Source organism: Gimesia aquarii, assembly GCF_007748195.1.
GTDB lineage: Bacteria > Planctomycetota > Planctomycetia > Planctomycetales > Planctomycetaceae > Gimesia > Gimesia aquarii.
This window is the reverse complement of the sequence record NZ_CP037920.1, coordinates 3,325,080-3,351,665: the sequence shown is the minus strand read 5'-3', so window position 1 is coordinate 3,351,665 and position 26,586 is coordinate 3,325,080. Positions and strand designations below refer to the sequence as shown.

Here is a 26,586-nt window from a genome sequence, read left to right as displayed (position 1 = left end):
AACATTCATTGTATTTGTTTCCTCTTATGCTAGTATACACAAGCATAAACTGACCTCATTTAAATGTCGCCTACCTGATCCCCAACCGGATTTTTCTCATATGTATCGATTCCATTGGCTTTCTTCATTGAAGTACAAGCTCCGCACCCCTCACTCCAGAAACCGCAGAACATGTCGAAAGCAAAATCGCAGTGTTCAAGCACCGTTCGCGCAGACTTCTGTTTCCAAGTTCGTTACAGAATCATTGGAAGATCGTACGCTATTAACAGCATTCACAGTTGTGAATACTAACGATTCTGGAACAGGCAGTCTTAGAGAAGCAATTGAGTTGGCAAATGCTAACGTAGGCGCAGACACAATTACTTTCGATGTCAGTCTCGCAGGTCAAAGTATAGTACTCTCGAATGAACTCGTAATTTCCGATGACCTGACCATCACCGGTCTTGGTTCAGACCAACTGATAATAGATGGCAATGCTAACAACCGCATTTTTAACATAGACGATAGTAGTACAACTACTACGATCGATGTTGAGATTCGTGGTCTTACACTGACGAATGGATCTGCAGAACAAGGAGGAGCGATTTATAGTTCAGAATCGCTCTCCATTGTCGATTCCATACTGAGCAAAAATGCCGCTACTCAAGGAGGGGCAGCGATTTACAACAGTGATGGGATTCTGTCGGTAGACAATTCACGTTTTCAAGAGAACAAGGTTGTTCAGGGGCAAGGTGGTGCGATATATCAATATCATGGCACACTGATAATAACCCAGTCAGAGTTCATTGAAAACGAAGCATCTTCTTCCGGTGGGGGAATCTATTCCAACTCGGCGTCTAGCTTATCCGTTTCAAATTCGACTTTTGATTCGAACAAGGCTATTCATGGTTCAGGTGGTGGGATATATCAAATAGATGGCACACTGACAGTAACCCAGACAGAGTTCATTGGAAACGAAGCCTCTTCTTTCGGTGGTGCAATCTATACTACCTTTGTGTCTAGCTTTTCCGTTTCATATTCGGCTTTCGATTCGAACAACTCTCTTTCAGGTGGGGCGATCTATCATAGATCAGTGTTAATTAATACCACAGATGATGAAGACTCAATTAGTAACAGCCGGTTCACAAACAACTATTCCAGATGGTCTGGTGGTGCAATCTATATTCAGCAAAGTAAAATGACTGTGACAGCCAGTACCTTCACCGAAAATATGACAAAATCCGATGGTGGAGCAATCAAGAATGATACTGGAAAATTGAGCATTTATGACAGCTCCTTTATCAAGAATCATACTGCTCCCAACAGTGGGTCCGACGGCGGGGCAATCGACAATAGTGGAACGCTGTTTATTTCCAGTTCAACATTTTTTAAAAATACCGCCAACGTCAGTGGTGGTGCACTAAGTAATTCGGGAGCTGATAAAGTAACTATTTATAACTCCACCTTCTCCGAAAATAAGGCTAGATTCAATGGTGGAGCGATCGATTTATTTGGTAATACAGATTTCTCTGTTATTAATAGTACGATCGTTGGAAATGGAACCACTACTTTTACCGGGGGTGGCATTTATTCATTCCAAAGTACACCCAACTTCACACTTAGGAATAGTATTGTTGCAGGAAATAGATCCGGCCCCAGCTTCTCGCCTGCTCAAATCGATGGCAGTTATTCAGGACAGAATAATATCATTTCATCAAGTATTTCCGGATTACTGCACCGGGTTTTGAATGATAATGGTGGCCCCACCCAAACACACGCCTTACTAGCTGGTAGTGCTGCGATTAATGCTGGTAATAATTTAGCAGCCACCAGTATAGGACTTTCCACAGATCAACGTGGAACCGGTTTTCCAAGAATTATTGACGGCACTGTAGACATCGGCGCATTTGAAGGCTTCATTGTACCTGAACCTTTACATCTTCTTGTTGATTCAAATTCCGATTTCGACGATGGCGATTATTCCCTCGGTCAGCTCTCACTACGGGAAGCGATCAAACTGGCAAATTCTAATCTCGGCGCAGACACCATTTCCTTCAACAACAGCCTCACGGGTCAGACCATTGTTCTCTTGGATGAACTACAGATTACTGATGACCTGACAATTACGGGATTGGGAGCGAGCCAACTCACAATAAACGGCAATACCAACAGTCGCATTTTTAAAATAGACGATAGTAGACCAGCCACAATGATCGATGTTGAGATTCGTGGCCTGACGCTGACCAATGGATCTGCGGCTACGGGAGGAGCAATTTATAATTTAGAATCGCTCTCTGTTATCGATTCCACACTGAGTCGAAATACCGCTACTCAACAAGGGGCTGCGATTTACAATGATCGTGGGATTCTGTCGGTTGACAATTCACGCCTTCAAGAGAACAAAGTGGGGGAAGGAAATCTTGAGGGACAAGGTGGTGGGATATATCAAATTTTTGGCACACTGACAGTAACCCAGACCGAGTTCATTGGAAACGAAGCATCTTCTTCTGGTGGTGCAATCAATTCCAGCTGGGCGTCTAGCTTTTCCGTTTCAAATTCAACATTCGATTTGAACAATGCTAGGTCAGGTGGGGCGATTAGAAATTCAGGTACACAATTAATTGTCCAAAACAGTTTTTTTTCCAATAGTCTCGACGGTGGAGCAATCAAGAATGAAACTGGCAGCTTGAGTATTTATGACAGTTCGTTTATTAAGAATCATACCACTCTTAACGGTGGAGCGATTGATAATAATGGAACGCTGTTTGTTTCTGGTTCAACATTTGCAGAAAATACCACCACTTTCAATGGTGGTGCACTCTATAATCTGGGAGCAGAGAAAGTAACCATTTATAACTCTACCTTCTCCGAAAATACGAGCCACTTCTCGGGAGGAGCGATTTATTTACTCGGCAGTTCAGTATTCTCTGTGGTTAACAGTACTATTGTTGGAAATAAAGCAACTACTTTTTCTGGAGGTGGCATTTATTCACTCCAGGCCATACCCGACTTCACGCTTAGAAACAGTATTGTTGCTGGTAATTCATCGGGTAACTCGGCTGCACAGATCGATGGCAGTTATTCGGGACAGAATAATATCATTTCATCAAGTATTTCCGGATTACTGGACCCGGTTCTGAAAGATCATGGTGGTTCCACCAAAATACACGCCTTACTAGCTGGTAGCGCTGCGATTAATGCCGGTAATAATTCAGCGGCTACGGATATAGGACTTGCTTTAGATCAACGTGGAATCGGCTTTCCAAGAATTATTGACGGCACTGTAGACATCGGCGCATTTGAAGGCTTCATTGTACCTGAGCCAGTACATCTTCTTGTTGATTCGAATTCTGATCTCGACGATGGCGATTATTCCCTTGGTCAGCTCTCACTACGGGAAGCGATCAAACTGGCAAATTCCAATACCGGCTCAGACACCATTTCCTTCGATAACAGTTTTTCTGGTCAGACTATTGTTCTCTTGGATGAGTTATTGATTACTGATGACCTAACGATTACGGGATTGGGAGCGAGCCAACTCACAATAAATGGCAATGCTAACAGTCGCATTTTTAACATAGACGACAGTAGAACAGGCACAAAAATCGATGTTGAGATTCGTGGCCTGACACTGACCAATGGATCGGCGGCTACGGGAGGAGCAATTTATAATTCAGAATCGCTCTCGGTTATCGATTCCACACTGAGTCGAAATACCGCTACTCAACAAGGGGCTGCGATTTACAATGATCGTGGGATTCTGTCGGTAGACAATTCACGCCTTCAAGAGAACAAAGTGGGGGAAGGAAATCTAGAGGGACACGGTGGTGGGATCTATCAAAATTTTGGCACACTGACAGTAACCCAGACCGAATTCATTGGAAACGAAGCATCTTCTTCTGGTGGTGCAATCTATTCCAATTCGGCGTCTAGCCTTTCCGTTTCATATTCAACATTCGATTTGAACAACTCTGGTTCAGGTGGAGCGATCTATAATCGAAGTGCACCTATCATCATCCAAAACAGTATTTTTTCCAATAATGCATCACACAATTTCGGCGGTGGAGCAATCAATAATGAATCTGGAAACTTGAGTATTTATGACAGTTCGTTTATCAAAAACCATACCACTTCTAATGGTGGAGCGATTGATAATAGGGGAACGCTATTTATTTCCGGTTCAACATTTGCAGAAAATACCACCACCTTCAATGGTGGTGCGCTCTATAATCTGGGAGCAGAGAAATTAACCATTTATAACTCCACTTTTTCGGAAAATATGAGTAATTTCTCGGGAGGAGCGATCTTTTTAATCGGTATTACAGATTTCTCTGTCGTTAACAGTACAGTCGTGGGAAATAAAGCAAATACTTTTTCTGGAGGTGGTATTTATTCACTCCAGGCCATACCCAACTTCACGCTTAGGAATAGTATTGTTGCAGGTAATACATCCGGTAGCTCGGCTGCTCAAGTCGACGGTAGTTATTCAGGTCAGAATAATATCATCTCGTCAAGTATTACCGGATTACTGGACCCAGTTTTGAAAGATCATGGCGGCCCCACCAAAACCCACGCATTACTAGCTGGTAGTGCTGCGATTAATGCAGGTAATAATTCAGCAGCTACGAATGCAGGACTCACAACAGATCAACGTGGAACTGGTTTTGCGAGGCTTCTTGATGGCACTGTGGATATTGGCGCGTTTGAAGCCAATCCATTACACTTTCTCGTTGATACCAATTCTGACCTAGATGATGGAGATTATTCTGACGGACAATTGTCACTACGAGAAGCAATCAAATTGGCAAATTCCAATGCCGGTGCAGACGTCATTTCCTTCGATGCCACGCTTACCGGTCAGACAATTGTTCTTGAGAGTGAAATGTCAATCTCTGATAACCTGACGATTATCGGCTTAGGAGCAGATCAACTTACTATTGATGGAAATAAAAACAGCCGCATTTTTGACATTGATAACGGAAATTCCAATACATCAATCTTAGTTGAACTCAGTGGTCTTAATTTGACCAATGGATATTCAGATCAAGGTGGCGCGGTTCGGAATTCAGAGACTCTTTCAATTATTGACTCCACTATCACCAAAAATGAGGGGCGAATTCATGGGGGAGGAATTTATACAAACGAGGGAGAGTTATCTGTTACCAACTCCACCATCACAGAAAATCGTTCATCTTATGGAGGCGGAATTTATAATAGTGACGGCTTACTAACAGTCGAAGGCTCAACTTTTTCAGATAATCTTGTTGGTAACCCTAATCAAATTGGTTTAGGTGGAGGAATTTATAGCAGCTCTGGTTCGTTGACTGTTACCAACAGTCTCTTTTCTGGTAACACGGCAACAACATATGGAGGAGGAATCTTTAACTCTATAAGCGATACTCATCTCGTATCCAACTCTACTTTCGTCCAAAATTCTGCAAAATATGGTGGCGGAATCTATAACATTAATGGCTCTATGGCTGTAGTAGACGGAACCTTTACTGAAAATGAAGCAACGACCGATGATGGAGGAGGAATCTATCACTCCATAAACCCTAATCATACGGAAATTTATGAAGCCATAATTATGCACAGTCAATTCTCGAAGAACTCTGCAAAGTTTTTTGGTGGGGGCATCAATATTCTAAATGGTATCGTGTCGATCTCTGAGAGTACCTTTACTGAAAACTCTTCCATGTTTAGTGGTGGCGGAGTTTTCAATTCTTTGGCTACTTTGGCTGTTGAAGATAGTACGTTTAGTAAAAACACAGCAACAGCGAACGGTGGTGGAATCGGAAACGGGGGGACGCTCTCAATTCTCAGAAGTACGCTCACAGAAAATACATCTGGTTCATCAGGAGGTGCTGTTTATAATAGCTCAACCGGTACGACAACCACCATCAACACTACTCTTTCTGGAAACAGTTCATCTATTTTGGGTGGTGGACTTTACTCCATAAGCACGTTACCGCTGACAATCATTAACACTACCATCGTTCTGAACTCAGCGACAAGCAAGGGTGGCGGGATTTATAGCCACTTGGTGACACCGACGATTACAAACAGCATCGTTGCTGGGAATACTGCAGGTCTGGATTCACAGATCTTCGGCAATTTTGCGAACAATACTAGTATTATACAACACAACATTGAAGGCTTACTTGATCCAGTTCTGAGCAACAATGGAGGTCTTACCCAGACACATGCATTACTAATAGGAAGTCTTGCGATTAATGCAGGAGACAATTCAGCCGCTATTCTTGCAGGATTAAATAATGATCAACGTGGTACAGGTTTTGATCGTATTATTGATGGTACAATTGATATCGGTGCTTATGAAGTTCAAACGCCTTTCACTCAGATTGATTTACGAGTTGTTAAATCAAAGACTTCTACACAGAGCAATGGAGAATCCAGTGCACTTCCTGAAAATCTTGGCTGGCTAGATGAATGGAGTGGTTACTGGTTAGAAATCTGGATCAATAAACCATCCACAGGAGATTTAGGAATTCTGTCAGCGAATCTTAACTTGACCTATAACACTGAGATCACAACCGCCACCAGCATTGAATATGGTGCCGCGTTCACATTGAATCAAACAGGAACTATCAATGATCTAACAGGAACGATTGAGGACTTAACAGCGGAGACAAGTCTGACTGATGCAGGAGATGATCAACATGTACTCTTTGCCCGCATCAGATTTGAGTCAACCAATGACGATTCAATCGACCTGGACTTGCAAGTCCAGAGTCTAAACCCGCAAAGTCCTGATTTTTCAATCGGACAACCAGAAGTCATTTTTGTAGGAGGCGCTCCCAGCGAAGAGATTCATGGTCCATCACCTGAAACAAAAATCTACGCGAACCCCTATGATTTAAACGATGACGACGCTATTAATTTCCGAGATCTGATGTTATTTGCCAGTGCCTACAATACGATACCCAGCGAATCGAATTCAAATTATTCCTGGTTTGCTGATTTGAATCAAAGTGATCGAGTCAACTTTAAAGACTTGATCTTGTTTGCCAGTAACTATGGCAAGCGGAAATCAAATCAATCTACGATCGTGTATTCCCAGAATTTCCCTGAAGCCTGGAACAATCTACTGATTGCCGATACGTCTCAGGCTGAACCGCAAACCTCACCAGTTTCTCTTTCACAGTCTGCTGCCGACTCAGTATTGGACGGTGTTGTTGAATATGTGAGTCCTCAGCTTACTCCAAGCCAAAACGAAACACTCGAAAATATCGACATTGAAATCGTTGACCTTACGGGGAACACATTAGGTCGCGCCGTTACCGGTACAATTTACATCGATGTTAATGCGGCTGGATATGGATGGTTTATTGATGACACACCTGGTGATCATAGTGAGTTCGAACAGTCAAGTCACTTATCCCTCATTGCCCTGCCCGACAGTGATGCCGCTGGTCGAGTGGATCTCTGGTCCGTCATCATGCACGAACTCGGCCACCTGTTGGGATACGAACATGAAAACGAAGGAGTGATGGAGGAAACCCTGGCTCCTGGCATTCGTAAGCTTCCGCACTTTGCGGATGAACACGTTTTACAATCAGATTCTGAAACAGACGAGTTCTTCACATCCCTCAAAGAGAGTTCAAGCCTCATCGCATTCTAATCGCTTTAGAATCGCACCATCAACATTTCGCAGTTTTTTTGAATTCGAATTTTTTCTCCGAACCATTCTAAATGAGATGTGTCACAGAGACTAAGGAAAGTCTCATTTTTCTTTAGATAAATGGAAAGGGGGTATGTAATGCCGCATCAAAATTTTGTAAATGATCTTCCCTCTCTTCGAGACCGTGAGCCTGTGAAGTAAGAGGTACGCCTCTGATCGGTTCAGATCGCAGAAGATCATTTTATTGACAAATGATGTGTGAACCCGCCTCGGTAATTCCTGGCGGGTTCGTTTTAATTTGAGATCAAATCTTTCATGATGTCGACCTCAAACGAAGGTGGTATCGTTACCAACAAAGTATTACAACCGCTGTCTACAAATTTGATGGAATGCAAAGGCATACCACCGTCTGCTTCTCTCGTAAATATGACGTTCTTATCACGAATCTTGAAAAAATGCTCCTTGAATGTTTCATTCTCGAACGTTGAAAACTTTAAAATCCCGTGTTCCAGTTCCACAGACTGAACTCTATTAAACACGATTGATTTGTTATCAGGCGGCTGTGAAATTTGATGACTCGCGTTCTGATTCGAAATCTCTTCCTTATATTGTTGATCTGTTTCAATCTCCTCACTTACAAACAAAAGTGACAAACAAAACAAAATCACAATAATCGAAGATATCGTTGTAAGCAGGTCTCGCATGATCGACATTTCCTACTTCTAGTGTTCCTATCAGTCATTATTTTCTACCGACATGACACTTTATATGAGACTAAAAAGACTTTCTGTGGAGCGATTGAATCTATTTATATTCAGTGTTTTTATTTCGGTTCTCTTAACCGATAAGTATTCTTTTCCTTACCAGGTACAATCAAGGTTCCCCAGGCAGTATGTTCTCCCTTGTCAAATAACTCTTTCAGTGATTTGTATGTTTCCTTTTTTAAATCTTCGTTTGCTTTTTCCAATAATATTTTTTCATTAACGTCTGGTTTGCCTTCGGCATATGCGGTAAATAATTGTTGGACCACTTTTGCCTGCGGTCTTGAAAGTTGGTAGTTTTTTGGAGGACCTGATACAGAAGGTACGGGCCAATCAGACTTGACCTGAAGCGGCCAGCTAAACTCAAACACATCACTCTGCGTCCAGTCAGGATGATTCTCCGCCAGTTTCTGATAATCGCGCGAGATCGCAACAATATCAAGCACTCCTGGCTTCACCTTGATGTTTGAATGAAGGTATTGAGAGGCACTATCATCAACTACCCAGCCAGCATCATCACTTGTGACTTCAATGAGGTACATTCCCGCAGGAACTTTGAATGTCATATCTGGATCAGGGAAATAAATTCCATAATCGGTTTTCCGAGTCAAACTTGAATCAGTAGTAGTTAAGAGACTCGCCCGCAGGCCTGTATCCTGCATCTTAAGCAAAATTGTTCCGTTATTCGGTTTATTGTCTCGTGTATTCTTCAACTCTGACTCTGGTGCGATTAACCGCCAGGTATTCTCTCCCTCGCCAGACACAATTAATTTTTTCCAGGCAGGATGTTTCCCGTTATTAAACAGGTTCTTCATCGACGCATAACTTTTCGTTATGATATGTTTGTTCGCAGTCTCCATTAATTCTAATTCATGTACACTAGGCTTTCCTGCAACAAACGCAGCTAACAACTCCTGCACGACCTCCGCCTGCGGTAGTGTCAGCGTATAAACCATAAAATATGCTCCCATCTCGGGAACAGGCCAATGAAACTTAAACAGTCCTCCCTTTGACCAGTCCGGGTGACTCTCCACCAATTTCGTGAAATCACGTTGAATCGTCACTGGAACAATGGTCCCCGGCTTCACCTCGATCTCAGTCAGATCATACTTTGGCGTTCCGTCATCAATTTCCCAACCAGCATAATTACTGGAAACCCGTATGAAGTACTTCCCGGCGGGGACCTCATGCGTTAATGACTCAAAAGTAAAAAACCGGTCAGCAAAACCAAACACACCGTCTTCAGGTTTGGCCTGGAATGGATTAACGGGAAATATCCCTGCCCGTAAGCCAGGCTCCTGCCCACTAAGTAAAATCGCTCCCAGATTTTTTTTCCGTTCTGCTGACACAGCTTTTGAGTCATCGGAAAACAAGGATCCATCCATATCAGCCTCCCCTGCCTCCTCCATATCCACCGAAGCTCGCTGATTTACATTGGCATCATACAATCGTTTAATCTCTGTGCTCAGGTCGATCTTCAGTTGTTTACCGGCTTCTTTCTTTATCTTTTTTGTAAATCGGTGTATCAAGTTATTAGCGTTATATGAAATTTGTAAGACATGACTTCCCGGCGTCAACTTCAGAGTAAACGGTTTGGAATACACATCATATGCCTTGCCTGTTTCGGTCATAATTTTGGTAATGGGATAATCAGGATCGTAGTTAATCACAACTTCATTACTGCCGGGCGTTCTCGCTAACATTGGCACGAGCAATGAAACTGCAAACAGGCTGGGAATCAATAACATGACAGAAAGAACCAGCCAGCCAATCAATTTCCATGGATTACTCAAAGCATCCAAAACGCCTTTCCGTTTAATGTAGTACATTGCTCCAAACATCCCGCAGACAACAACTGTCATCAGTCCCCAGTTCACGACCCAGGATTTCTCAGTGGGATTCATATGTCTGAATGCAAGAGCAAACAAAAACAGTAACGGAAGAGTGATGACACCTAAGATCACTCCTACAATAATTCGTTTGTTGGAGCGTTTATGCTCTGCAGTAATCGGATCTTGGTGGGGGCTAACCGGCGTTGGCTCGGACTTTTCTTGTTCCCGCGCGTCGCGTCGTTTGATGTAGCGTGCAATGTAAAGCAGAATACCCAAAGGCCCCAAACAGAAACACGCCAACAAAAATAATCCATCCAAAATTTTCGCAGTAGTTGAATTTGGCTGAACGATATTTTGTGCACCACAAACCAGGACTAACAATCCCACAGGACCAAAGAACAACAGCGACACCAGTATCATTTCTGGAACGTTTCCAGCAAAATGCCGTCCTGTAGCGATTCCAAACAACCCGATGAAGATCGGGGTCAGTAACATCAACGCACCTGCCCAGACTGCCAGACGATCTACCCATTGGCCTTGTCGCTGGTTCGAATTCGACTGAAAGTCTCGATCCGCATGCCCCTGCTGTTTAATGAGAATCCAGACAAAATACAAAGGGATCCCCAACAGAAACAGGAGATATAGAAGTGGTCTGGGAATGCTGGGAAGAAATTCAAGATAGAACAGTATTTGCATCAAGAGCGTACCACCTGCAAAGGCAATCGGCATTGAGAGTACATCAGACATGCGTAATGCGGCAAATGGTTGCGCGTGACGGCGTTCTGCCTCGTAGACGACTAATGCAATCAACAGCCCCAGAAAGACTCCACACCCCGCACTGATTGGAAACGAAAGTGGTGCATGTGCTTCCGAAAATGCAACCATCCCCCCCAGGAACATCACCGCGTGGGCAACAGGATAGAAGGCACGTGGGTCACTTTCTTTGATCGACTGAGTTTCAGTGTGTCGTGCTTCAGTGCCTTGCCTGTGAGTTTCTCGCGGTCTCTCATCGATCGCCGGTACTTTTCCAGGCTGCTGCACAATCGCTAAATGCGTTCCCAATAATTCAGCGACCTCTTGCGCTGTTTGAAATCGATCTTCCGGTCGTTTTTCCAGCAGACAATCAATGATCTCAATTAACCAGGGTGGAATCTCTTCATTGACTTCCTGAATGCGACGTGGCGTATCATCACAAACCCGTCGCACCACAGCAGCCAGATTGCTCGCTCGAAAAGGCGAACGTCCGGTACACATCGCATACATCACCGCACCCAGGCTGAACAGGTCACTGCGCTGGTCTACGCGTTCTCCCGTTGTCTGCTCAGGAGACATATACTGGGGAGTGCCTGAGACTTCGCCGGTCTTCGTGATCGTCACATCATCGACGGCTCGCGCCAAACCAAAGTCGGTGATCTTAACCCGCTCCACACCGTTTTCCAGCAGAATATTCGCCGGCTTGATATCGCGGTGAATCAATCCCTGTTTATGAGCGGCGGCAAGTCCCTCGGCAATCTGATTTCCAATCCGCAGGATTTCTGTCACTTTCAGAGAACCGACTTTATCAAGTTTTTCCTGCAACGACTGGCCAACGACATACTCCATCACGAGATACGGTAATTTGTCTTCGTCAACGGCATGAATCGTGACAATATGCGGATGACTGACGGCAGCAGCCGCCTGGGCTTCCCGTAAAAATCGTTTCCGCGCATTGGGGTTAATCGCCAAAAGTGGTGACATCACTTTAATGGCAACGATACGATTTAATTTCGGATCGAGCGCACGAAAGACAATCCCCATCCCCCCCTGCCCGATCACTTCATAGATATCGTACTCTCCCAGTGTCCCCAACAATTCTGGATTATCGGAGGGTGTTAGAAACTCAAGAGAAACGGGCTGTGGTTCACTTGATCCAATGGGGGATTTTTCCAGAAAGCTGCCCGCATCGTCATATGCCAATAACAGTGCCTCAACACGACGGCGTTGTTCCATGTTATCACCGCACATCTCATCCAGAAATTGTGCACGTTCCGCTGGAGTTTTCTTTTCCAATGCCTGCAGAAACAGACCCTCTACTGATTGAGGATTCACATTCTCACGTGTTGGTTCCGGCTCAGGATTTTCTGGTATTTCAGGGTCGGACATGATTTTGTTTTCTTCAGGATGGGTCGCCCCACCAGGTAAAGATTTTAAATGGGAACAGTCATTGTTCCCCGACTATTCAACCATGCGATTTTGTCATATGGCGCGCCTCACAGTTTCTTTCAAAAAACAAAATTTTTTGAAGATTGGTTTTCGTCATGTTCTCCTTATTATCTGTAAGTCCTTATAATTATTCGGTTTGATTTAAATCGGAATTAATCTGGCTAAATAACCAGGCACGAGAATAAGCCCAGTGACGAGCGGCCGTCGCACGGGAAATTCCCAATACCTCCGCGGCTTCCTGTTCACTTAATCCAGCGAAGTATCTCAGCTTCACCAACTCGGCTTTCTCAGGACTTTCCTTCGCAAATTGAGTCAAAGCGTCATCCAGTGCCAACAGATCATCGAACTGTTTCTGAGCGGGCACCGCAATCTCAGGAAGCTCAACACGATCCAGTTCGCCACCATGTTTCTGTCTTTTTTTGCGTCGTGCGTTTTCGATCAGGATCCGCCGCATCGATTCCGCAGCCGCCGCGAAGAAATGCCCCCGATGATCCCACTGCGGCTCCTCTTCCTTCCCCACCAACCGTAAATAGGCCTCATGCACCAGCGCTGTTGCCGTCAGTGTTTGCCCCGGTGCTTCCTGAGAGATTTTATTCCCCGCCAGTTTCCTCAACTCCGCATACACAATCGGCAGCAGTTGATCGGTAGCAGCCACATCACCCGCTTCCAGCGCTTTCAAAATTTGTGTGACTTCCTGCATAATAAAGTTCTCATAGTCGAGTTTAAGCTTATTGATTCCTGTGTAATCAACTCTGATTTTATACCACACTTCAGTCTAACCGGACTCAGAAGCGGTTTAAATCTTTTTATTTCCATTGTGTTCGGAAGAAACTGATTCATAAACAGTATCCAAAAGTCTCCCAATCAAAAAGTCTTGACAATTTCAGTAACCTTCGAACAACCATTTTCACTTTGAATCCAAGTGTATTTTTTGAACTTGACACCGTCATACCATTTTTGAAACTAGCTGATCTGCGTCGCGCGCGCGAGGAGAATTTTTCCAGCAGGTGCTCATCGTGAACACTGAGGATTTCCACACCACAAAAACGCCTGTTTTTTCCACATCTTCACCTGCAAATTGAGAACACATTCGTAATGACTCGCTCCCTTTGAGCATGCTTTCCGGCAACGTAGGCGAGACAAAATATCAATTTCATACCACATCTCAGACAAAACTGCGCAAAAGTTTCTCTTGTCTATCTCCCGCCGTCCTGTATGATTTAACATGATTCGAAATGAAACCATGAATAGAAACCAGCGAGACAGAAGCATCACAAAACCTCTCAACCTAAAAGGACATCTCAGCCATGTCTGATGGAGTACTTGCCAAAGATTACAAAAACAATCTGGCTAAAGAAATCCGAAGAAATGATATGAAATAGCGCCCGGCAACTCGAACTGAAAATGTGACACTGCTGGCAATTCGAAAGTTAATTGTTATAGGACGATCAGTTTGCACTGTTTACGAAACCTTAATTTCCCCGTCACTATTTTAGACAGTGTCTTTTAAAATGGTGGTTTTAAAGGATTATGGAAGGCTTACGAGTTTCAGTCACGATCAAAAACTCTGAAAACAAAGCTGTTGAATGAATAGAGCCAAATTCGTAAGCTGAGGCCAGTTTATTTCTTCCTATCAGGTTTTGGTTTCGCAATGTGGTTCCGTACGACATTGCCTTTGAATCCCGCATTCTTCACAGCGGATAAAACAGCATCTGTGGGAAGTTTACAGCATGAAAGATGTTGCACTGTTGCAGTGCCCGATTTGAAATCGACCTTCACGCTACTTACACCAGTTACGCCACTGATAGCTTTTGAAACACTTTCCGTGCAACCTTCACAAGACATGCCTTCAATTTTGAAAACGGCACTGTTCATGTTTTCAGAAACAGCCTTTCCATCACCGCCGATAATTATCCCGACATATCTCGGGAAGAGTAGGAAAACGAGAGCCATGACTGTCACGCCCCACAGCATCAGATTATTGAGAGACATTATATTGAATTTACCTTTAGCCGCCGGAGCACAACAATCTTCTCCACCTACTGGCTCTGTCGCACAGCAACCATGCCCACCATTGGCAGCCGCTTTTTTGGGGCGATATGTATAATAGAATGCTGCACCGAGAAAACTAAATGTTACCATGATTAACAACGGTCGGTAGGCTTCCAATGTCGATGCAATGCCTGCTCCAGAGACTCCTACTGCCAACAACAACAGTGGCAACCAACAACAACTTGATGCCATGATTGCAGAAACAATAGTTCCAATTTTGGCAATCTTCTCACCCTTATTGCCTGATGGGGTGGCTGGAGTATCTATCTCAGCGTTATCCATTTCTAGTTCATCCTGTGCTATCTTAATTCCCTTAGTAACACTTCCCAAACAGCACGAACCAGAGGGGTTTTCAGTTTCACATCGACAACCAGGGCTTTTCATCTTTGCACGAATATCGTCAGAGGCATCGGAATGCCCTTTAGTATTTAGCTCTTCTTTAATGCTGGAAACCGAATGTCCAAAGCAATAACAAAGTGGACGCTCACCAGTCGTTTCTTTCACACCAACTGAAACATTTAGTTGCGATTTGTTAAATACCGTGTCTTCTACCTCAGAGAAATAGACCACATCGCAATCTTCTGAGTCACAAAATCGCCAACCAGTATCTCCATTAATTGGTGTGCAGCCTTCTTCGTTTGAATCGCAACAGTCATGACCATCTGTTTGGAACAATTGAGCAGACTCCTTGTTAAGTAAAGATGCCAGTGTGACGGCGCTGACCCGTTTTGCTTTTTTATCGCAGGAGGGACACTGAATTCGGTTTTGTATGGTTTTTTCAGAAGCCATATTAGCTGTTCTTTTCCAAGTTCTGCACGATAGATGTTGTTGCAAAGCCGTTGTTAATTACTTATTATCGACCTTGCACTATAGTGTAAGGTCAAGCCTGTTTCACATGTTTTGTTATAGATCATAATACTTAGCTGTTTTTACGGAAAAGTCGCAGGAATTAGGGCAGAATGAACAAGCGATTTATAATCAGCCAATTGGCAAAAGAAGCCGATATCCCAACAACGACTATTCGCTACTATGAGCGAATCAGTCTTATCCAGCCCGAAGACCGTAGTGCGGGGAACTATCGACTCTACGGTGACGAGTCGTTACAAAAGCTCAAATTCATCAAGTCGGCTCAATCCATTGGCTTTACTCTCGAAGATGTGAAAGCACTGCTATCAGATGAATCGGGTGAAGCACCGACCTGTGGTAGTGTCCAAGAATTGATTGAAGATCGGCTGGAAGATGTCGAGAAACGCCTCAAAGATTTGAAACACGTTCGACGAGTGTTGAAGTCAGCTTTGGAGAAATGTTTAACACAAAAGAGAACTGATTGCTGCCACGTCGTTGAAAAGCTGCACACCCCGTAGTGATGTGTGTGGCAAACCGCTGCCCCGCCTTTCGTAATTGATATGCTACTTCAGTAAACCCGTAAATCGTTCGTTTGAGTTGACTGTCCCGCAAATGATGAGTTACGCGAAAGCATTTCGACGAAAATCCCTTGCAGCCATTTTGGGATTCTTTTCACTGCTAACCAAATACAGTTTCCTCTACCTCATATGATGTGTCAGCAAATTGGGTGGTTTTACGGTGTGTCCGTGAAATGACGAGTTTCGCAGACTAAAACTACGCGTGGCCTGTCTTGGATCAGTTTTGAAGCTGATTGAGCGCGACCACACCTGAACGCACTGACTCAAACGAAAACGTCCGTTTTTTTTCGCTCTTGTTCACAAATGAATGATCCGAGACTAGTTTTGCCCCGTTAGTATCGGAGGTGGAAGTGTGATGTGGTTTTTCAACCATGACTGTAGAATTCCTGTTTAAGTGCGCTCTTCGTCGGAGTAGCAGAGGCCCGGTTATTAAAGGCGTGAAGAATCCAATATGAACCATCCGTCCGATGCTGACTGGAATCGACTTGTCCGTAAAACCCGCAAGCGACCGTTGATGTTTGATCCCAAGGCCGTGCTGACGGCAGAAGGCACGCAGGTCCGCCCCAAACTGGAGCGTCTGGCGTTCATTATTGGTTGTGGTGTTTTTTTTGCGGGGCTCTTGTTTTTTATGACGGAATCCAAGGCGGCGACCCTCCTGCCCGGCGGGTTGGTTCTTTGGGCAGTGATTCACCAACTGTGCTTTCCCCGCAGCGTTTTGATACCGACGGGCGCGGATGAGGTGATCGTTCGATATGGCTTCTTTCTGTTGCCGACGCGTCTTGTGCTGAATCGCCAAAGTGTTGTCGTCGATTACCAGGTAGGGGCCAAGACCGAGCTACATCGCACTTGGGGTGGATTTAAGATCATTTTGTTGCGTCACGTTGAAACACAGGAGGTCGCCCATCTTGGCTACACTTTGAAAAGCGAGGACGCACTGCCGGTCTTTGATGCCTTGTCACGAATCCTGGCCGAGGGCAGCCACAACTACACGCAAGCCGCGATCACCCTGGCAGACGGCTCGCCGCTGCGAGTCGATCGCCTGGCGACGTGGGAAGTCGGCCATGAGCGACGATACAAGAGCCGATTGTCTGTTGTCGCCGAAAATGCAGCCGAAATCAAACGAAAGGCGTTCAGCCGTGACCGCAGCATTGTTGACCACGCTGCCGATGTCTATCCCGTTCGCATCGAAACAAATAATGAAGCGATCCGTATTATCTATTCAAATCACGACGAGAAATCCATTCCGTATGATGATTGCGTTGCTCTTCAGTTATGCAAAGAGGAGATCCCCGAACGTGCTACGCGTTACGAGATCAACCTGATCGAGGATTCCTTCATGGGAAATCGCATCAATCTCATGAGCTTCGATGTCCGGGCTCACGAATCCCCGGACCAACCACGACACGCTGCCGAGCAATTAGGCGAATTTCTGGATCTTGAAGTCGTGGACCATCTTTGATTTACTGAGCGTGTCAAAAATGGTTGATTTTATCGGGTCCGCCGATTGGTATTCGGGCAGCCGTCTTCAGGTCGAACCTGATTCCGATAAAAGGTCACTTTTTCTTCTTCCGGTCTGCTTTGAGCTTCGACCGCAACTCCACCTTGTCTGCCCAGGCAAACCAGTCTTTGGTCATCTGTTTGACCCGATCGGGATGCTGCGCGGCGAGGTTGTTAATCTCACACCGGTCGGCATTGATGTCATACAGTTCCCACTCTTTGACCTGAGAGTCCCAAACGAGTTTCCAGGGACCTTGTCGCAGTGCACGATTACCTGACCAGTACCAGGCGAGAGAATTGTGCAGTGATTTCTCTTCACCTTTTAAGAGTGCCAGCATGCTGGTACCTTCAACGGGTAGAATGTCGTGTCCCTGATAGGTTTTTGGATACTCGGTCTCCGCCATTTCCAGAAAGGTCGGCATCAGGTCAATAATGTGAGCCGGACTGCGATTGATACTCCCAGCCGGAACTTTACCCGGCCACCAGGCGATGCAAGGCGTCGAGATGCCCCCTTCATGTACCCACGATTTATACCGCCGGAAAGGAGAATTCTGCGCCCAGCCCCAGGAAGGACCGACGGCCACATAATCGTCTTTGGGACCGGGAGTCCGCTTGTTAGGATCACGTCCGCCCGGTTCTTCACTGCAGCCCCCATTGTCTGAGAGAAACAGGACCAGGGTATTATCGAGTTGATTCGTTGCTTTCAAAGTGGTCATAATCCGACCAATATTTTGATCCATACTGTCAATCATGGCGGCATAAACGGCCATTCGCAGGTCTTCGAACTCGTGATTCGCCGTCTCCCATGCGTAACTACGGCTGTCTCCTTCCGACAAAGACCAGTTCTCACCCGCCAAACCCATCTTTTGAATCCGTTTCCAACGGTCTTTCCGCATCTGATCCCACCCCATTTTGAACTTTCCGACATACTTTGCGATGTCTTTGGGCTTTGCATGGAGCGGATAATGCGGGGCAGTGTAGCAAAGATGAATAAAAAACGGTTTCTCATCTTTGCTATAACGCTGAATCATATCGAGTGTATGGTCGGTAAAGGCATCCGTTGTGTAGTAATCCTCTTTAAATTGGGTCACCGCTTTGTCGTCATGCCCAAAGCTGCGAATGCCGGCGCGTTTGTAGGGAGGATCAGAAATCGTTGGATCGAAGAAATTACAACAACCATCCAGCACACCGTAATACGAGTCAAAGCCACGAAAGAACGGATGTGTTGTTTTATCGTAACGATCAATCCAGCCACCGGGATATTTGCTCTTGGCGTAGCCCTTCGTGCGCATTAAATGCCACTTGCCGCTGAGTCCCGTATGATAACCGGCGACCTTCATCGCTTCGCCGAGCGTCACCATATTTTGTCGCATATGGCCTCCCTTGCCGAAACGGGGATAGAGGCCGGTCAGAATAGAAGCCCGCGTGGTCGTACATTTGGCGTTGTTATAAAACTGAGTGAACCGCATCCCTTCCCGCGCCAGTCGATTCAGATGGGGAGTCTCGACTTCGCCTCCGTAACAGCCGATATCGGAATAGCCCATATCATCACACATAATGAGAATGATATTCGGCTTTTCAGCGGCACTCAGATGCGTTCCAAACGAAAACAGAAAACAGAACGTACAAAAGAGAATCACAAATCTAGGGAGACGCGAGTTTGGCATGTTGCTGCTTTACTAATGTGAGAGATCACGGAATTCAAAGAGATATGGACTCTATTGTAAACAGACATGAGACAGGACTCAACAATCGAAAATCACTGTCACGCCGGTTCTGAAGAAATGCAGGAAGATTCGAGTTACGAATTGATCTGGCTTTCAGCACTGGTTACAGTTTAAGGAACCCTATTTTAATTTCATTACCAAATTCGCTTATCTCAATAAAACCGCTCAGGGAGATCGATCATGAGTCAACCGCAACCGTCACAAACGCGTCGTGAATTTTTAAAAACGACAGCAGCCGGAACCACGGCCGCCTTATTCGGTGCTCCCGCCATTCATGCAGGCACAAAAACCGACTCGCGTATTGTGCTGGGTTCTGGCGACTATCAATACGAAGTGAATCACGACTGGGCGAAACTCCCTTCCCAATTCACGTGGCAGACCACACACAATGTCGCCGTTGACAAAGACGGGTTTGTGTATGTCATCCACGAAGGCCGCGCCAATCAGAAAGATCATCCTTCGATCTTTGTATTTGATCCGAAAGGAAACTATGTCCGCTCATTTGGCAAACAGTTTCAAGGTGGCGGCCACGGTCTCGAAGTCCGGCAGGAAGGCAATGAACAGTTTCTCTATGTTACAGGTTATCAACATCTGAAAACCTTTGCCAAGCTTGATCTGAAAGGGGAAACGGTCTGGCAGAACTATGCGCCGATGGAATCCAAAGCGTATGCGAAAGGAGAAGCGACCCAACCCAAGAAAGTCTGGGGACGAAACCGATTCATGCCGACCAACTTTGCCTTTCATACCGATGGTGGTTTTTATCTGGCCGATGGTTATGGCGCCTATCAGATCCACCGTTATGACAAAAATGGAAAATGGCTTTCTGCCTTCGGGGGTCAAGGCAAAGAAGATGGTAAATTCAACCTGCCGCATGGCCTGTGGATTGATGACCGTGAAGGACGCGAGCCATCCGTTGTGGTGGCAGACCGGGCTAATGGCCGCCTGCAATGGTTCACGTTAGAGGGAAAGCATCTCAAAACGATGACAGACTTTATTCTGCCCGCGAATGTGGATGCCTACCAGGAACTCTTGCTGGTTCCCGACCTGGCATCGCGTATCACGCTGCTGGATGCTGATAATAAAGTTGTCGCTCATTTAGGACAGGATCCGGATTGGGCCAAAGCGATGAAAACCGCCAAACCCCGCATGCGGGAAACACCACAGAAGTGGCAAGCCGGTCGGTTTGTGCATCCGCACGATGCCTGTTTTGATCAGGATGGAAATATTTTTGTTGCCGAATGGGTGGCCACGGGGCGAATCACAAAACTGAAACGGCTTAGTTAAAACGGAATGCCAACGACAGCAGACACAGCTGCTGTCTTCTTAAATCCACCACACACTGAATCACACCTTTTGATAGAAGCAGCATGATGAAATCACTCTCCTGGTTCACGACGGTTACTTTGGCTTTGACTTTATTCTGCCAATCAGTATTGGTGGCTGGTAACGAAACGAAGTCACCTCAGATCAAATTGAGTCCCCAAACCAGGGCGCGTTGCCTGGAAGTATTGCGAGAGGCCATTCGCAGTGATGAGTTCTGGCCTTCCATGCATGCGGCGGAAGCACTCACTCTGGCCGGTGAAGGGGCAGAAGTTCGTGACTTGCTGGAACCCAAATTGAAGACAGAGAAAGATGACCAGCACCGTTGCGGGCTGGCACGAGAACTCGTACGTGCTGGCGATCGTTCCAAAGCTGCAATCATGTTTCAGATTCTCGCTGGCAAAGATCCTCACGGACACGTACATGCCTGCGAATCCTTGTACAAAGTCAATGAGTTGGGTGACGGGATTCTCATTCGCGAAGCGATGCAATCCGAAAACCCCCGTAAAGCGATGATGGCTGCCGCCCTGCTCTCGCGTTGGGGTAACCAGGATGCACTGCGTTTAGTACGAAAATTCCTGAACGATCCGGATATCAGCGTCGCCAGCGTGGCCGCCTGGATTATCGCTCGCGTGGGAGACCAGCAGGATATCCCCGCACTTAAAGCAAATCTGAAACGAACCGATGATCCGTTTGTACGTGCTTATTTCGAAACGGCATTGGCCATGCATGGCGATCCGGAAGGGTTACAGGCCATTGAAAAGAATCTGGACAGCGATAACCCCGCCATCAAAACCTATTCCGCCATCTTTGCCGGTGAAGCGGGCGCCAGTCATTTGAAAGCAAAGCTGATCAAACAGTTAAACGATGACAATCTGGACGCCAGAGTGCGGGCTGCCCAGGCGTTAATTGTCCTTGCGAAAACAGCTCCACATCCGCGAGGAGAAGTTGTCGTCAATGAACTCTTCCCGTCATCGAAAAAGTACCCCCGTTACAGTGAAGGTTCGATCTTGCCTTTGAACGACGGCAGTTTATTGTACGCAACCACACAATTCATCGACAGTGGCTCTGACTTCGCCACTGCGCGAATCATCGGTAAAACATCAACCGATGGAGGCAGAACCTGGAGCGAACCCCGCGTCTTGCAGGAAAACACGGGCAAGAAAAATGTCATGTCGGCCACACTGCGTTACATAAAAGGACCCATGCATGAAAAACGCCCTATCGGACTGTTCTATCTCAAGAAAAATACATACTCTGACCTGAAAGCCTATTTAAAGATTTCCGAAGACAACGGAAAAACATTTGGGGAGGCAATCGAAATCACGGTGCCTCCCGGTTACCACGTGATGAATAATGATCGTATCACAATCCTCTCTTCAGGCCGTTGGCTCGCTCCGGTCGCATCCACAGCTGATGTGCGTAATGTGAACCACTTCGTATGCACCTGCTTCATCTCTGATGATCAGGGAAAGACCTGGCGGCAATCAAAGGGAAGCGTCGATTACGCAAAACGAGGTGCGATGGAACCAGAAGTTTGTGAGTTAAAAAATGGTAACGTTCTGATGATTTTCCGTACGCAATCCGGTCACATCGGATCAAGTGTTTCCGAAGATGGAGGAGAGACCTGGGGCAAGCCAGGTTCGTGGGGTGTACGGGCTCCCGAGGCACCAGCCACGCTGCGTCGCATTCCCTCCACCGGTGATCTGATGCTGATCTGGAACGATCATTTTAAAGCAGGAGCAGGACACGGCGGCAAACGCACTCCCTTAACCGTCGCCATTAGTTCTGATGAAGGCAAAACCTGGAAATTCAAAAAGAACCTGGAGAACAACCCAGATCACGAATATTCCTATATCAGCCTTATGTTCCATCAGGGACGAGCCATCATGGGTTATTACGTCAGCTATGAGAAGAATGTGATTTCGTCGCGCTTCCGTTCGGTACCACTGGCCTGGTTTTATCAACCAGCGGATGACTGATTCAGAACCAATCAGCGTTTTCCGATGCAGTACAATAATTCCTGACGTTTACCGTCGACCTCTTCAGAAACACGCATATAAATGCGACTGTCACAAAATGTGGGAGTTGCAAAAACTTCCGTTCCTAATTTATTCTCTCCCAATAATTCGAATTCTTTCGGATCGGCTTTGAAAATATACGTCTCGCCCGCTTCATTGGTCACATAAATCCGATCTCCCACCAACACGGGAGATGAACTGAAAGTTCCGCCTAATCGCGCCTTCCAGATTTGTTTACCGGTCTTAATATCCCAGCAGATGGCAACGCCATTATCGGTGACAGAGTAAATCGTGTCACCCTGCACTAACATGGAAGGTACATACATGCGATTGCTGTTCTCCCAGACGACGGTACCAGAACCATCGGCTTTGACAGCGGACATATGATTTTTGGGATAACCACCACTGGTCAAAATAAGATCGCCATTCGTCACGGTAGAAGTCACACATTCCGTGGTTGCCCCTTCGATCTCCCAGAGTTTTTTCCCCGTGAGTGGTTCAATGCCCGTTACCAAATCACAACCCGTCATCAGCACTTGATCTTTCCCCGCCACGTTTAGAATGATGGGCGAAGGATAGTTCGGAGTCTTGGGACGATCAATTTTCCAGACTACCGAACCATCTTTTCGTTTCAATGCGGCTATCGCGCCGCCCCCTTTGTTATCCGCTGAGACAATCACCAGTGAATCATAAATTGCGGGTGAGGAACCATATCCCTGATGAATGACGTAATCTGTAATCTTCGTCTGCCAGAGAAGCCTGCCATCCAATGTCAGTGCCGTGGTGTAAGCGGCCCCATTATTGACAAAGTTGATAAAAAGTCGTTTTCCGTCACAGGCAACCGTTGAAGACGCATGCGTCGATTTTTTATTACCTTTAGTACTGAAGCCCCCTTTGTGAATGATGGTTTGCCAGAGTTGTTTCCCTGTTGCACGGTCATAGCACAGGACAGACTGTGCTTCATTCTTCTTATTCGCCGTCGCGAGATAAATTCGATTTCCGACGACTGTCGGAGAACTATAGCCGCGCCCGGGAATCGGTGATTTCCAGACGATGTTTTCTGCTTTACTCCATTTGAGTGGAGGATTCTGGTTCGCATAGGCAATCCCATTTCGCTGTGGGCCTCGCCACCAGGGCCAATCGATTGCTTTGACATTAATCGGCTCGACAGAATCCTTTTTTTCTTCCCCCGCAATGATGCAGATGGGATGGGAAATCAAAAACAACAAGCTGAGACTGAGGAGTCGCTTCATCGGTGGGCTTTCTAACGGGTTGGCAATGTGTGGGGCATATGGGATTGCAAATCAGTAATCAATGAGCATTGCATTTTATTGTAAGCAGTTCGTGAGCAACCGCAAGCGCATTGGCAAATAGACTCTGCTCAATTCTGCAAAGCAGCAAATGATTGCCGGTCTGGACTACTGCGGGTATGATGAATCTGCGATCACCTCTGAATTCAATGGCACAACTTAAATAATAGATCGAGAACAAACCATGCCCTTACAAAAATCGTTTCTATTGATGCTGTCGATGCTCTGGTTATTCACACACAATAATTTGCATGCTGCAGATCAAAAGCCGCAGCAGTTGGATTTTCGCATTCAGTTGAGTACCGCCATCAAAGGCTATGATGGAAAGACTTGCTGGGTACATGCACGAGCCGGAGCGATTCCTGTCGGAGCACCGGGCAACTCATCCTCTGATCCAATTGTGGTGATGACGATGCAAAAATTACTATTATCGGGTAGTGATATTTTTTATGCATTGAACTCAATGCGAACTGACAACCTGGGGAAAAGCTGGCAGGGTCCAGTCGAACAGAAAAACCTTAGCCGCCATAACCTCCCCGACGGTGGTGAAGTTGTTGTCTCTGATTTCTGGCCGCAATGGCACGCGAAATCGAAAACACTTCTGGGTATCGGCCATACCGTCCGCTACTACAACAATCGCATCGACCACAAAAAGAATATTCGCGTCACATCATATGCCGCTTACGATCCCAAAACGAATGTCTGGTCGAACTGGAAATCGCTCAAACTGCCGGACGGCCCCGAGTTTGCCAGTAGCGGCGCTGGCTCGGTGCAACGTTATGATTTACCCAACGGTGACATTCTGCTACCGGTCTATTTTACGAAGCCTGGTAAAAAAGTCTCTGATGTGATGGTGATCCGTTGTCGCTTTGACGGTGAAACGTTGAAGTATGTTGAACACGGTAATGAATTATCGATCGATTTCGGACGGGGATTTGCCGAGCCATCGATCACAAAATTTGGTGATTGGTTTTACCTGACATTGCGGAACGACAAATTTGCTTATGTCACCCGCAGCAGGGATGGGCTGCATTTCGCACCACCGCAAAAATGGACGTTCGATGATGGTCAGGATCTGGGCAGTTACAATACGCAGGCCCACTGGGTCACTCACGCAAACGGGTTATTTTTGGTTTACACGCGCAGAGGAGCAAAGAATGACCACGTCTTTCGAAACCGTGCTCCTCTTTTCATTGGCCGTGTGAATCCAGAAAAGATGGCCATCATTCGAAATTCGGAACGTATCCTGGTACCCGAACGTGGTGCCCGTTTGGGAAATTTTGGAGTCGTTAATGTAAACAAACATGAAACCTGGGTGATTGTCAGTGAGTGGATGCAAACTCACGGCCCCAATCACATCATGCCCGTTGATAACAAATACGGGGCAGACAACAGCGTGTATGTTTCAAAAATCTTGTGGAATCAGCCCCATCCCGTGAAAAATGAATGATTGATCGACTTTAGTTAAAAAAGTATGAGTGGCTTCTAAATTTTCTTGATCCTCTTTTTCAGATTGGTACCTTAGTACTAGTTGAGATCACCTCTCTGAGTTTGCATTCCAAAATTTGATATTCCAGTTGGGACATCTATTCCCTGTATCCAACTGGTAGAACGGAAGCCCGATGATCATGATCCTCTACGTTGCGCTCGGCGTTATTTTAGGCTTTGTGATTTTAATTCTGCTCATCTGGTTTTGGATTAAATTCAAGCTCCGAAAATTTTCTTCGCATTTAGCAGAAGCACTCTCAAATATGGGAGGGGCAGGCGTTCCTCCACTTCGTATTGAGTTGGAAAAAAATAATGAACTGGAATGGACTGATTTCTCAAAGAAAAAAACAACAACGGAAGCACTGGAAAGATTAGGGTATCGGGTTACCGGATCATTTGACTCATATGCTCCTGTGCATGTCAAAATGCTGGGATTCAAAAACTCAGATTTACCGGGCTTCGCTTTAATCTATGAAGTCGATCAAGCAAACGCGTTTTATCTGGATCTGGTTTGTGAAATGTCAGACGAAACACAGATCACAGTCAGTACGGCCCCCGATGATGGAATGGACCATCCTGAATTCAGCCAAATGATTAGAATGGATCATCTGAATCTATCAGATGAAAGTCATGTCAATGAATTGCATAATCGGATGCTTGAAGAAATCGCCGGAAAGACCGTCGTCGACCATACAGATAAAAGCTTTGAAGAAGTATTCAAGAAATCCTGGGCGCGTACTATGGATTGGCGCATTGAGCGAGGAGGTATCACAACAGAAGAAGTCATGCGGGTTTCCGCCAAGGAAGGCCGCACGGACCTTTCAGACGAAGAAATTGAAATGGTGAAACAGCCCTGGAAACAAGAAATCAGCTACTTTATCGACGAACAGATTCGTAAGAATTATCTTAAAGAAACCAATATGTCAGGTGATGAATGGGAGGAGACGGTCGACCGGATCTTTATTGTACATGAACGGTCTGATGTTGAATCGATCATCTCTGAGCTAGCAGATACCATCTCCTACAGTGATGATTTCGATGAAGATGATGATCTTTATGAACGGACAGAGAACCAACTCAAATCGCTCTTTGATTCAGCGGACTCAATCATGGACGGATTCCATAGAGCATTAGATTTATTACCTGCCGATAAAAAATACTCACTACATGGCTCAACAAACCACCCTTGGAAAGGCGAGATTTATCTATCGCCCCCCTACGATGACTATGAGGACGAAGACTACTAGAATGAAAGGTTCTTTTTAGTTCCGAGATCTTTCGAGCACTAAGAACCCTCTTGATAACGAAAGCCCCAAAGCATCAATAGCCCT

At 45.8% G+C, this 26,586-nt stretch carries 13 protein-coding genes; 7 read left to right on the top strand and 6 right to left on the bottom strand.

Going from position 1 to position 26,586, the window contains the following annotated elements; translation table 11 throughout:
- Window positions 1-100: 100 nt before the first annotated feature.
- Window positions 101-7,621, top strand: coding sequence for a choice-of-anchor Q domain-containing protein (locus tag V144x_RS13340; protein WP_197998912.1), 7,521 nt, complete (start codon window positions 101-103; stop codon window positions 7,619-7,621).
- Between the two features lie 293 nt (window positions 7,622-7,914).
- Here V144x_RS13340 and V144x_RS13335 read toward each other — a convergent pair whose 3' ends face one another.
- The 4 genes from V144x_RS13335 to V144x_RS13320 form a co-directional block, all read right to left on the bottom strand.
- Window positions 7,915-8,334: a hypothetical protein gene (locus V144x_RS13335; RefSeq protein ID WP_144985649.1), complete on the bottom strand. Its 420-nt coding sequence runs from the start codon at window positions 8,332-8,334 to the stop codon at window positions 7,915-7,917.
- A gap of 110 nt (window positions 8,335-8,444) precedes the next feature.
- Entirely contained in the window at window positions 8,445-12,356 is a 3,912-nt protein-coding gene (locus V144x_RS13330; RefSeq protein ID WP_144985648.1) for a serine/threonine protein kinase, read from the bottom strand.
- A gap of 187 nt (window positions 12,357-12,543) precedes the next feature.
- Window positions 12,544-13,116: an ECF-type sigma factor gene (locus tag V144x_RS13325; protein WP_144985647.1), complete on the bottom strand. Its 573-nt coding sequence runs from the start codon at window positions 13,114-13,116 to the stop codon at window positions 12,544-12,546.
- 920 nt (window positions 13,117-14,036) lie between these two features.
- Entirely contained in the window at window positions 14,037-15,257 is a 1,221-nt protein-coding gene (locus V144x_RS13320) for a mercuric transporter MerT family protein (protein WP_144985646.1), read from the bottom strand.
- Between the two features lie 170 nt (window positions 15,258-15,427).
- Here V144x_RS13320 and V144x_RS13315 point away from each other — a divergent pair, with 170 nt between their 5' ends.
- Entirely contained in the window at window positions 15,428-15,832 is a 405-nt protein-coding gene (locus V144x_RS13315) for a MerR family transcriptional regulator (RefSeq protein WP_144985645.1), read from the top strand.
- 511 nt (window positions 15,833-16,343) lie between these two features.
- The gene (locus tag V144x_RS13310) at window positions 16,344-17,351 is read left to right on the top strand and encodes a hypothetical protein (RefSeq protein ID WP_144985644.1); all 1,008 of its coding nucleotides are present in this window, start codon (window positions 16,344-16,346) and stop codon (window positions 17,349-17,351) included.
- 94 nt (window positions 17,352-17,445) lie between these two features.
- On the opposite strand, the gene V144x_RS13305 is transcribed toward V144x_RS13310, so the two are convergent.
- Window positions 17,446-19,056 carry an arylsulfatase gene (locus V144x_RS13305; protein ID WP_144985643.1) on the bottom strand — a complete coding sequence of 537 codons (1,611 nt, stop codon included), beginning with the start codon at window positions 19,054-19,056 and terminating at the stop codon, window positions 17,446-17,448.
- A gap of 240 nt (window positions 19,057-19,296) precedes the next feature.
- Here V144x_RS13305 and V144x_RS13300 point away from each other — a divergent pair, with 240 nt between their 5' ends.
- Together V144x_RS13300 and V144x_RS13295 are read left to right on the top strand one after the other, a co-directional pair.
- Window positions 19,297-20,400 carry a twin-arginine translocation signal domain-containing protein gene (locus tag V144x_RS13300; protein WP_144985642.1) on the top strand — a complete coding sequence of 368 codons (1,104 nt, stop codon included), beginning with the start codon at window positions 19,297-19,299 and terminating at the stop codon, window positions 20,398-20,400.
- Window positions 20,401-20,483: 83 nt separating this feature from the next.
- Window positions 20,484-22,418: an exo-alpha-sialidase gene (locus tag V144x_RS13295; protein WP_232102809.1), complete on the top strand. Its 1,935-nt coding sequence runs from the start codon at window positions 20,484-20,486 to the stop codon at window positions 22,416-22,418.
- Between the two features lie 11 nt (window positions 22,419-22,429).
- On the opposite strand, the gene V144x_RS13290 is transcribed toward V144x_RS13295, so the two are convergent.
- Window positions 22,430-23,710 (bottom strand): outer membrane protein assembly factor BamB family protein, encoded by a 1,281-nt coding sequence (locus V144x_RS13290; RefSeq protein ID WP_144985641.1) that lies wholly within the window; start codon window positions 23,708-23,710, stop codon window positions 22,430-22,432.
- A gap of 241 nt (window positions 23,711-23,951) precedes the next feature.
- Here V144x_RS13290 and V144x_RS13285 point away from each other — a divergent pair, with 241 nt between their 5' ends.
- Both V144x_RS13285 and V144x_RS13280 read left to right on the top strand, forming a co-directional pair.
- On the top strand, window positions 23,952-25,217 hold the full coding sequence (locus tag V144x_RS13285) for a sialidase family protein (protein WP_144985640.1): 1,266 nt from the start codon (window positions 23,952-23,954) through the stop codon (window positions 25,215-25,217).
- Window positions 25,218-25,395: 178 nt separating this feature from the next.
- Window positions 25,396-26,502 (top strand): hypothetical protein, encoded by a 1,107-nt coding sequence (locus V144x_RS13280; protein WP_144985639.1) that lies wholly within the window; start codon window positions 25,396-25,398, stop codon window positions 26,500-26,502.
- Window positions 26,503-26,586: the final 84 nt, after the last annotated feature.

Bases quoted from the DNA above. Each gene is read 5' to 3' on its own strand.
- V144x_RS13310 (WP_144985644.1), top strand. From the start codon at position 16,344: ATGAACCATCCGTCCGATGCTGACTGGAATCGACTTGTCCGTAAAACC.
- V144x_RS13320 (WP_144985646.1), bottom strand. From the start codon at position 15,257: ATGGCTTCTGAAAAAACCATACAAAACCGAATTCAGTGTCCCTCCTGC.
- V144x_RS13330 (WP_144985648.1), bottom strand. From the start codon at position 12,356: ATGTCCGACCCTGAAATACCAGAAAATCCTGAGCCGGAACCAACACGT.
- V144x_RS13280 (WP_144985639.1), top strand. From the start codon at position 25,396: ATGATCCTCTACGTTGCGCTCGGCGTTATTTTAGGCTTTGTGATTTTA.
- V144x_RS13315 (WP_144985645.1), top strand. From the start codon at position 15,428: ATGAACAAGCGATTTATAATCAGCCAATTGGCAAAAGAAGCCGATATC.
- V144x_RS13290 (WP_144985641.1), bottom strand. From the start codon at position 23,710: ATGAAGCGACTCCTCAGTCTCAGCTTGTTGTTTTTGATTTCCCATCCC.
- V144x_RS13295 (WP_232102809.1), top strand. From the start codon at position 20,484: ATGATGAAATCACTCTCCTGGTTCACGACGGTTACTTTGGCTTTGACT.
- V144x_RS13285 (WP_144985640.1), top strand. From the start codon at position 23,952: ATGCCCTTACAAAAATCGTTTCTATTGATGCTGTCGATGCTCTGGTTA.
- V144x_RS13305 (WP_144985643.1), bottom strand. From the start codon at position 19,056: ATGCCAAACTCGCGTCTCCCTAGATTTGTGATTCTCTTTTGTACGTTC.
- V144x_RS13300 (WP_144985642.1), top strand. From the start codon at position 19,297: ATGAGTCAACCGCAACCGTCACAAACGCGTCGTGAATTTTTAAAAACG.
- V144x_RS13335 (WP_144985649.1), bottom strand. From the start codon at position 8,334: ATGTCGATCATGCGAGACCTGCTTACAACGATATCTTCGATTATTGTG.
- V144x_RS13325 (WP_144985647.1), bottom strand. From the start codon at position 13,116: ATGCAGGAAGTCACACAAATTTTGAAAGCGCTGGAAGCGGGTGATGTG.
- V144x_RS13340 (WP_197998912.1), top strand. From the start codon at position 101: ATGTATCGATTCCATTGGCTTTCTTCATTGAAGTACAAGCTCCGCACC.